Source organism: Streptomyces albidus (ex Kaewkla and Franco 2022) (genome assembly GCF_013870515.1).
GTDB lineage: Bacteria > Actinomycetota > Actinomycetes > Streptomycetales > Streptomycetaceae > Streptomyces > Streptomyces albidus.
In genome coordinates, this window is the sequence record NZ_JACBXA010000231.1 from 1 (window position 1) to 9480 (window position 9480).

General features: G+C 71.1%; 7 protein-coding genes and 1 pseudogene. 3 read left to right on the forward strand and 5 right to left on the reverse strand.

Features of this window, described 5'->3' with window-relative positions; all coding sequences use genetic code 11:
• Positions 1-731 (reverse strand): PaaX family transcriptional regulator C-terminal domain-containing protein (locus tag H5J26_RS24710; RefSeq protein WP_181768166.1); only part of this gene is annotated, 731 nt, incomplete at its 3' end.
• 9 nt (positions 732-740) lie between these two features.
• Positions 741-2414, reverse strand: a complete 1674-nt coding sequence (locus tag H5J26_RS24715; protein ID WP_181768167.1) for an AMP-binding protein — start codon at positions 2412-2414, stop codon at positions 741-743.
• 165 nt (positions 2415-2579) lie between these two features.
• On the opposite strand from H5J26_RS24715, the gene H5J26_RS24720 reads away from it, so the two are divergent.
• Entirely contained in the window at positions 2580-3710 is a 1131-nt protein-coding gene (locus tag H5J26_RS24720) for an acyl-CoA dehydrogenase family protein (RefSeq protein ID WP_181768172.1), read from the forward strand.
• Positions 3707-4126 carry a RidA family protein gene (locus H5J26_RS24725; RefSeq protein ID WP_181768168.1) on the forward strand — a complete coding sequence of 140 codons (420 nt, stop codon included), beginning with the start codon at positions 3707-3709 and terminating at the stop codon, positions 4124-4126. Before H5J26_RS24720 ends, H5J26_RS24725 begins: the two co-directional genes overlap by 4 nt.
• 217 nt (positions 4127-4343) lie before the next feature.
• Here H5J26_RS24725 and H5J26_RS24730 read toward each other — a convergent pair whose 3' ends face one another.
• Positions 4344-7091 carry a hypothetical protein gene (locus H5J26_RS24730; RefSeq protein WP_210771724.1) on the reverse strand — a complete coding sequence of 916 codons (2748 nt, stop codon included), beginning with the start codon at positions 7089-7091 and terminating at the stop codon, positions 4344-4346.
• Between the two features lie 365 nt (positions 7092-7456).
• Here H5J26_RS24730 and H5J26_RS24735 point away from each other — a divergent pair, with 365 nt between their 5' ends.
• Complete coding sequence (locus H5J26_RS24735) at positions 7457-8242, forward strand: GNAT family N-acetyltransferase (protein WP_181768170.1); 786 nt, start codon at positions 7457-7459, stop codon at positions 8240-8242.
• 100 nt (positions 8243-8342) lie between these two features.
• Here the strand turns inward: H5J26_RS24735 and H5J26_RS24740 are convergent, their stop codons facing one another.
• Both H5J26_RS24740 and H5J26_RS24745 read right to left on the reverse strand, forming a co-directional pair.
• Entirely contained in the window at positions 8343-9137 is a 795-nt protein-coding gene (locus H5J26_RS24740; RefSeq protein ID WP_181768171.1) for an isocitrate lyase/PEP mutase family protein, read from the reverse strand.
• Positions 9134-9480 (reverse strand): annotated as a pseudogene (locus tag H5J26_RS24745) (transcriptional regulator); the annotation flags it as partial. The pseudogene H5J26_RS24745 and the gene H5J26_RS24740, both read right to left, overlap by 4 nt.

Below are 9480 nucleotides of genomic sequence, written 5' to 3' on the forward strand. Positions count from 1 at the left end.
GGCAGCAGCGATATGGGCAGCCCCGGGTCCGCGTAGGGCAGGCGCCGCCAGGCGTCCAGGGCGGGCAGGTAGTCCCGGTAAGCCTCTTCGGGCGGCACTCTGCGGCGCCGTGACCAGGAACGCAGCACCGGCTCGTGCATGTGCAGGAACGATCGGTGCGCCGCGGCGAGAGCCCCCAGGTCCCACCAGCGTGCGACGGCCTCCGCCGTCGGCTCGAAGCCCTCGTGCGTACCGCTGAAGAGATCCACGTACGGCGTCAGATCCAGGCGCGCGAGGCTGTGCCGGGTCTCCTCCTCCAGGTGGGACGGTGCGATCCAGATGCCGGGGGCGGCGTTGCCGAAACCGAGCCGGGCCAGGCGGGAGCGGAGTATGTGACGGCGCCCCCGTTCGCTCTCCGGAACGGAGAAGACCGCGAGCAGCCACCGGCCGTCGGGCTCGGGCCGCGCGTAGACGCGGCGGTCGCCGTCGTCGAGCAGCTGGCGGCAGGCCTGCGACGGCGCGTATCCGGCGGCCTTGCTGCCGGGCCGGTCGGCGGTCAGCAGCCCCCGCCTCTTGAGCCGGGAGACCGCCGAGCGGACAGAGGGTCCGTCGACGCCCGCCGCCCCGAGGAGCTGGATCAGGGCGGCGACGGGGACCGTGCTGTCGGGAAAGGCCCGCCCGTACGCCCCGTAGAAGGTGAGGATCAGCGAACTCGGCGACGGCCTGGGCACGGTGGGGGGCTGCTCGTTCACGCCGTCACTCTAGATCGGTGGTTCCTGGGCGGCTTCGCGCAGCAGGTACCGCTGGAGCTTCCCCGTCGGCGTACGCGGCAGCGACGTGGCGAAGACGATCTCTCTGGGGCACTTGTACGGCGTGAGCTCCGAGGTGACGAAGTCGCGCAGTTCCGCGGCTGTTTCGCTCCCCACCGCGGACCCCGCCGTTCCGTCCTGCAGCACGACGTGCGCCACCACGACCTGTCCGCGCAGCTCGTCGGGGCGGCCGACCACCGCCGCCTCCGCCACATCGGGATGCCGCAGCAGGACGTCCTCGACCTCGGGCCCGGCGATGTTGTACCCGGCCGAGACGATCATGTCGTCGGCGCGTGCCACGTAGCGCAAGTAGCCGTCGGGTTCCCGGATGTAGGTGTCGCCGGTGAGGTTCCAGCCGTCGCGCACGTACTCGCGCTGCCGCGCGTCCGCGAGGTAGCGGCAGCCGACGGGGCCGCGTACCGCGAGCAGTCCCGGTTCGCCGTCGGGAACGGGCACGAGACCTCCGTCCGGGTCGCGGTGCACCACGCGGGCCTCGAAACCGGGGACCGGGACACCGGTGGTGCCCGGGCGTATCTCGTCGTCGGCGGCGCTGACGAAGATGTGCAGCATCTCCGTCGCGCCGATCCCGTTGATCAGCCGCAGCCCCGTGGTCCCGAGCCAGGACTCCCAGGTTGCCGCGGGAAGGTTCTCTCCGGCCGAGACGCAGCGGCGCAGCGAGGATATGTCGTACGGGCGACCGCGGTCCGGCGGTGTCGCGGTGAGCTTGGAGAGCATCCCCCGGTAGGCGGTCGGAGCCGTGAACAGCACGGAGACGCGGTGCCGTTCGACGGCCTCGAGCATCTGCTCCGGGCCGCTCCAGTGCCCCAGCAGCGCCGTCGCTCCGGCGCGCATCGGGAAGATCAGGAGGCCGCCGAGTCCGAAGGTGAAGCCCAGCGGAGGGCTGCCCGCGAAGAGGTCCTCGGGCTGCGGGCGCAGCACATGGGCGGAGAAGGTGTCGGCGACGGCGAGCACGTCACGGTGGAAGTGGACGCAGCCCTTGGGCTGTCCCGTGGTGCCGGAGGTGAAGGCGATCAGCGCGGCGTCGTCCGCGGCGGTCTCGACCGCCTCGTAACGCTCGGGCTTCGACGCACTCATGGACAGCAGGTCGTCGGGCGCCTCGCCGCCGAAGGTCGTCACCCGCAGCAACGGCACCTCGGCCTTGGTCAGTTCGTCGACGGACCGTATGTCGCACAGCGCGTGGTTGATGCGGCCCATGGCGCAGACGGTGCGCAGCTCGTGGGCGCGCTGCGCGGCGAGCACCGTGACGGCGACCGCGCCCGCCTTCATCACGGCAAGCCAACATGCCGCCAGATGAAGGGAGTTGGGGCCACGCAGCAGGACACGGTTGCCCGGTACGACGCCCAGGTCGCCGGTCAGGACGTGAGCGATGCGGTCGACCCGGGTGCGGAGTTCGCCGTAGGTCCACACCTCGCCGTCGTCGGCGCGGAGGGCCGGCCGCTCCGCGCCGAAGCGCTCGACGGTGCGGTCGAGCAGTTCGGCGCCGCAGTTGAGACGGTCGGGATAGTGCAGCTCGGGACGGTCGAAGACCAGTTGCGGCCATTCCTCCGGCGGTGGCAGATGGTCGCGGGCGAAGGTGTCGAGGTGCGCGGACGGGCTCAGGTGCATGGTGGTGCCCCCTTGCGGCCTTCGCCTGCCTTCTGGCAGGGCCTGGAATGCCGGTATCGCCGGTGTGCCGTTGAGCGTAACGTGTTGGTGACGACAGTCAACGGTCCGCGATACAGCGATCAGCAGTACGGCGATCAGCCGCACGGCGACGAGGAGGCCCTGCCGATGCCCGAGTTCGCGCTGGAGCCGGAGCAGCAGAAGTGGTGTGAGGAGCTACGGGCCCTGGCCGCCGACAGGCTGCGCCCGCTGGCCGAGGCCGGTGAGGACGGCGCCGTCAACCGTGAACTCCTCGCCGAGCTCGGCGAACTCGGCCTGCTCGGCCGTCTCTTCGCGCCCGACGGCCGCCCCGCGAGCGCTCTGGACCTGTGCCTGCTGCGCGAGTCCCTGGCCTACTCCTGCACCGAGGCCGAGACGGCTCTGGCCCTGCAGGGTCTGGGCGCGGGCCCCCTCGCTCTGGCGGGCTCGGCCGAACAGCGGGAACGCTGGCTGGGCGAGGTGACGGCGGGCCGTGCGGTGGCGGCCTTCGCGTTGAGCGAGCCGGGCGCGGGCAGTGACGCGGCAGCTCTCGCGCTGCGGGCCGAGCCGGACGGCACGGGCGAGCGCTGGCGCCTCACCGGCACCAAGACATGGATCTCCAACGCGCCCTTCGCGGACGTCTACACCGTCTTCGCGCGTACGACCGAGGGTGCCGGATCCCGTGGCGTCAGCGCCTTCCTGGTGCCCGCCGGACGGCCCGGACTTACGGGTGAGGCACTGGAGATGCTCTCCCCGCACCCCATCGGCACCCTGACCTTCGAGGACGTGCCGGTCTCCCGTGAGGACCTGCTGGGTGAGGTGGACGGCGGCTTCGGCGTCGCGATGCGCACGCTGAACCTCTTCCGACCCAGCGTCGGCGCCTTCGCGACCGGCATGGCGCAGGCAGCGCTCGACGCGTCCGTCGAACACGCCGGGAAGCGGGCCGCCTTCGGCGGCACGCTGCGCGATCTCCAGGCCGTCTCCCACCAGTTGGCGGAGACCGCGACCCGGATCGAGGCCGCACGCCTGCTCGTCTACGCGGCAGCGGCGGCCTACGACCGCGGAGAGCCCGACATCGCCCGGCGGTCGGCGATGGCCAAGCTGCTGGCCACCGAGACGGCGCAGCAGGCCGTCGACACGGCCGTGCAGATCCACGGAGCCTCGGCCCTCCAGCGAGGCCACCTCCTCGAACACCTCTACCGTGAGGTCCGCGCACCCCGCATCTACGAGGGCGCCAGCGAAGTGCAGCGCTCGATCATCGCGAAGGAGCTCTACAGGTGACCGACGCTGCAAGCGGCCCCCACCTCCAGCGCACCAACCCCGGCGAACTCTCCCCGCCCACCGGCTTCTCCCACGCGGTGACGGCGACGGGCTCCCGGCTCGTCTTCCTCGCCGGGCAGACTGCGCTGGACGGCGAGGGCACCGTCGTGGGCGACACTCTCCCGGCTCAGTTCGAGCAGGCGCTCACCAATCTGCTGACGGCTCTCGCGGCGTCCGGCGGCAGCCCCGCCGACCTCACCCGCGTCACCGTCTACACCACGGACGTTTCCGCCTACCGCGACAACGCCCGCGAACTGGGAGGCATTTGGCGCCGCTGCGCGGGGCGTGACTACCCGGCGATGGCGGTCGTCGGCGTGGTGCGGCTGTGGGACGAGGAGGCCCTGGTCGAACTGGACGGCATCGCGGTGCTGCCCTGAACGGGCGTTCCGTGCGACCAGGCACGTCGTCGTCCGGATCGTGGCGTGGCTCGCGGCGCCGGGACGCAGGCGGCAATCCGCCGTTGCGGATGTCCCGCTCCGCACGCCGCCTGTGACGAGGATCCGGACGACGAGGGGTTCCAGGTCCGGTCCGTCCTAGGGGGTGTCCGCAAAGTAGCGTCGTCCGCCGCCCCAGGCGGGACGTTGCGGACACGCCCTAGTCCTGTTCCCCGTCCTCTCCCTCATCCTGGTCCTTCGGACAGGCGAACTCCTTCTTCGATCCCCATCTCTCCTGCTCGTCGCCGTTGTCGCGTATTCCGCACTCCAGCGCGACCTCCGCGCCGCGCTTGGTGTCGTGCAGGATGAGCAGCCGCTTGTCACGCGGTACCTGGCCGTGGTTGCCGAACACGAGCGACCCGGTGGCACCGCGGACTCCCGCTTCCCCGCCCGGCCCGTTGACGAGGGCGAGCTGCACGGTGCTCGCGTCGAACCCTGCCGGCGCCACATCGTGACGTGCCGTGTTGACCGCGTAGGAGAGGACCCGCATCGCGTCCCACGCCAGCGGCGTGCGGCCGTCGTTGCTCCACTGATCCCTTCCGTACCGGGCCAGGTAGTCGTGCCGGAACGTCCTGGCCCGGGTGTGCGGGGGATAGCTGTCGGGCAGAGCATGCGCTGCGTAGTAGAGCCGGGTACCGGGGTGGTTCTCGCTGGGCTTCTGCTTGTCCACGACGGAGTTCGTCAGGTCGTTTCCGCCCAGGACGCTCACCCGGCCGTTGCACGCGGTTCCGCCGTCGAAGTCGTCGAGGAACGCGTTGAACTCGTTGGACCGCGAGGCCCAGTACACGACGGTGCGGGGGTCGTCCTTCAGGTGCCGGCACACCTGCTCGGCCATCTCCCGGGGTGTTCCGACCCATTCGGCGTTCTCCGACCGGGCGGGCCGGCCGGTGTCCTTCCCGTCGGGGTCGTACCAGAGCGTGTGGGTGGTTCCGAACGCCTCAGTGAAGCGGACGCTGAGGTTGTTGCTGTACGTGTCGTTCGGGTTCGCGATCACCACCGCCTTCTCGGCGGGTGCGCAGGTGTCCGGCGCGGTACGGACGATGTTGCCGCGCCGGGCGAAGTCCGCAGCGATCCGCGCTTCGCGGCCGTTGTCCGGCGCCACCTGGCGGTACATGGGATGGCCTTGCATCTCCTGCGCCGTCGCGACAGTTCCGATCATGGGCAGTCCGGCGCCCCCGAGGATGTCGCGGGCTTCCATGGTGGCCTTGCGGCTCTGTCCCAGGCCCACGACTCCCACCAGGTCGCTCTTCGCCTCACCGGCTTCCTTCGCAAGGGCCTTGGCGACGGCCGGTGCTTTCGAGAACCTCGCCCCGGCGTCCTCGATGCGCACGCGGAGCCAGACCTTGTTGCCCTGGTCCCTGGACGTCTCCTCGTTGAGCTCTTCCTGGGCGAGGGCGATGCCCCGCACCTCGGGTATCGCCCCGCTGTAGAGCGCGTCCTCCCAGGAGCCGACCTTCACGGGCACGCCCAGGTAGACGACCGTGCGTACGACAGCTCCGCGCTTCTCGGCTCTGTCAGCTGCCTTGTTCTGGCGTCCGATGGAGGCGGCTGCGGCGTCGTACACCTCACGGGGCTCCGAACCGCCGGGCTTGCGGTTCGATTCGGGGAAGGACGAAGCGGGTCGCACCGCGGCGCCGATGCACTCCGAGGTGCTGCGATCCAGCGCCCACTGCACGCCGTAGGCACCCCCTCCCGCGAGGAGACCGAGGGTGACGGCCGTTGCGACGGCCGCCTCGGCGACCGGCGCGACGTCCGAACAGATCGGGACGGAGATCTCCGGATAGCGTCCCAGCCACCGGATGGCGTCGGGATCAGGCGACTGCACACTCTCCACACCCACCCGCACGACACGTGCGCCGCCGCTGCCCGGTGAACCCAGCCAGGACTTGAGAGTGACGGCCGCCTCGGAGAGGTTCTCTGTGCGCTCACCCTCGGAGCGTTCGGCGGCGACGAGCACCACGCCGGTGCTCCCGGTCTGCTCGACGGCCACGGTGAACTTCCCGATCAGGCGCGGCGTCCAGTCCCGGTAGGCATCGGTCTGCGGAAGGACGATCACGAATCTGGACTGCCGCCGCCGCCCCCAGGGGGAGATCCTGCGCCGGTGGAAGGCCGCGTCCAGATCGGAGAGCATGGCCCGCAGGAGCACGTCCGTGGTCCGCTCCAGCCGCTTCTCGCGTTCGTCTTCGGTCTCCGGCTCGCCGTCGGAGGGATCCAAGAGGCCTCCACGGACGATGTTCTCGGTACCGGGGGCAGGAGCTTCGTCGGCGAACCGCGCGGCATCCTGGAAGAAGCCGGTGCCCTTGGGCAGGGTCGACCACTGCCGGTACCAGCTGCCCTTCCGCGTCATCCGTCGTTCCTGCAGCCGCCCGTACAGCCAGCGCGGCAGGACGTTGAAGAGGGGCTGGCGTGTCCAGTACCAGACGAGGGACGGGACACCCGTCGGGGACTGGTCGCCGCCGCTGATCACCGCCAGCGCCTTGAGGAGGTTGGAGTCCTTGCGGCGTTCCGCGAAGCACTGATCGCGCAGTTCCTTCGCCCGGACGGACGCCTGGCGCTCCGCGAGCTGTGTCTCGACGACACTGCACATCAGGGTGAATTGGGGTAATCGCAACCGTCCGAAGCCCCCAGGCCGGTTCCGCTTGAGCTCCTCCTCGAGCTTCTGGAAGACCTCTCCGACCCGTTCACTCCGCGGCCCTGAAGGTGCCCCTGCGACCTGTGCGTACGGGACGCGCGCCCGTCCTCCCGCCCGTAAGCGGGCGCACAGGCCATCGGCGATCAATTCCGCTTCCCGGCCCTCGTTCAGCTGGCTGAGCACCACCAGAGGTGACGGACCACGATTGCCCGGCGGGAGCGTGATGTGTTCTTCGAGGGCACCGATCAAGGTGCCGATCTTCGGTAACGCTGGCATGGATGACGACACGGCGCATCTCCCCCGTGGCAGGCACCCGTGACCTGCCACGGGCCCCGCCTCTCGGCCGTACGAACGGTTGGCGGGCGGGGAATCATAATCGAACTCTTCAGCCCGTGCTCATCATTCCCTCCAGCGCTGCGGGTGTATGCGCGCGGCTCCAGCCGCCCGGCTGGCCCCGCCCGGCAGGACCGCAACGGCGACAGCCAGGCGGCACCAGGACGTCGGGATCACCGAGCCGGCCGACGTTCCGAGAAGGACGCGTCCGTTGTCTCACCGCCGTCGGCTGCGGCGGCGTCGGCCTGCGGGGCCCGGGAGGGCGAAAACCCGTTGCCGGGCCCCGGCGGGGGTGCTGGGCTGAGCGGATGGACCCAGAAGCCGTACTCGCTCAATTCGACGCGCGGATGCGCCAGTACGCCCCGGCGGACGGGACGGGCTCCCGCGTCGAGCGAGTCGGCGACGTGGTGCGGCAGGTCGGCGCGGACCGTGACTGGAACGGCTGGACCGGTGTCATCTGGTCCGACGTGGACGCGGACACCGCGGACGCGGCGATCCAGGCACAGGTCGGGTACTTCACCGCGGAGGAGCGGGAGTTCGAGTGGAAGCTCTACGCCCACGACCGTCCGCACGATCTGGGTGCACGTCTGGAGGCGGCCGGGTTCACGCCCGAGCCTCAGGAGACGCTCATGGTCGCCGAGGCAGCCGAACTGTCCACGGAGGTCCGGCTCCCCGAGGGAGTGCGGCTGTGTCAGGTGACCGAGCCGGCGGAACTCGACCTCGTCACGGACGTTCACGAGGCCGCGTTCGGCGAGCCGGACACGTGGCTCGGGGACCAACTCCGGGCGCAGCTCGCCGAGTCCGCGACGAGCGTGGTGGTCGTCGTCGCCATGGCCGGTGAGGTCCCCGTGAGTGCGGCCAGGCTGGAGCTGCTGCCGGGCACGCCTTTCGCCGGCCTGTGGGGCGGAGGCACGGTCCCCGAATGGCGGGGCCGCGGCATCTACCGGGCACTGATCGCCTACCGCGCCCGCATCGCCGCCGAGTGCGGCTACCGCTATCTGCAGGTGGACGCGTCCAGCGAGAGCAGCCCGATCCTGCGCAGGCTCGGCTTCGCCGCGCTGAGCACGACCACCCCGTACGTGTACCGGCCGTGAACCCGCCGTCTGTTACGGGCGGAGGCCGCTCACGTCGATGACCCGGACCCACTCCTTGTTCGCGACGCGCGGCTCCGCCCACAGGTGCTCCGGACGACGGCTACGGGCCGAACTCCTCGTGCAGCCCCTGCACTTCTGCATAGCCCGGGATCCGCGCGCTCTGCTCCACGCCCGGTTCAGCGATCGAGCAGGCCAGGTCGACGGCGTGCTGCAACGCCGCGCGGAAGAGCAGCGAGCCGAGACTGATGCGCCGCACCCCCGCCTCCGCAAGCTGTTCGCGGGTGGGGTGGGCCGGGGAGTGGAGCACGTTCAGGGGTGCCGCCGACTCCCTCGCGACGGGGGCGATCTCGTCCAGTGCCGTCAGCCCCGGTACGAAGACACCGTCGGCCCCCGCCTCCACGTATGCCGCGCAGCGGCGCAGCACCCCCTCGACCGTGGCGTCCACGCCGAGCCAGTGCGTGTCGGTGCGGGCGTTGACGAAGAGACCGGGGGCGGCCTCCTTCACCGCGGTGATCTTGGCCGCGTGGAGGACCGGATCCGTGAGGGTGCCGTCGGACCGCCCGTCCTCGATGTTGACGCCCGCCACCCCTGCCCGTGCCAACTCCGTGGCCAGCTCGGCGACTTGGACCGGGTCATCGCTGAAGCCGTCCTCGATGTCGACGCTGACCGGTACGGGCAGCCGCGCCAGCCCCCGCCCGAGAGCGAGGGTTTCGGCGCGCGCCGCACGCCTGCCGTCGGGAAGCCCGGCCGACGAGGCGACGCCCAGGCTCGTCGTGCCGACGGCGGGGAAGCCGCGACGGTGCAGGGCGGCGGCCGAAGCGTGGTCCCAGGCATTGGGCAGCAACAGGGGCTGCTCGCGGTGGTGCAGTGCGCGGAAGGTCTCGTACGCGCTCATGCGGCCACTTCCGCGGGCATCCCGAGCAGCTCTGCGAGAGCGTCCCGGCCTTTGCCGGTGACCCTCAACGCCCGCTGGCTGCCGATGTGTTCGCACCAGCCCCTCTCCAGGGCGTACGTGCAGAGCGCGGCACCCGCGCGGCCCGCCAGGTGCGGGCGGCGTTCCGTCCAGTCCAGGCAGGAACGCGCCGTCGGGCGGCGGCTGCCGGGCCGGGCAGACAGGTCCATCCCCAGGTCCGCGAACCATCCGAGACCCGCGTCGGTGACCGAGAAGCCCGTCGACTGCTGAAGCAGTCCGCGTTCCAGCAGCGCGTCCGTGACGGCCACGCCGAGCGCGCCCGCCA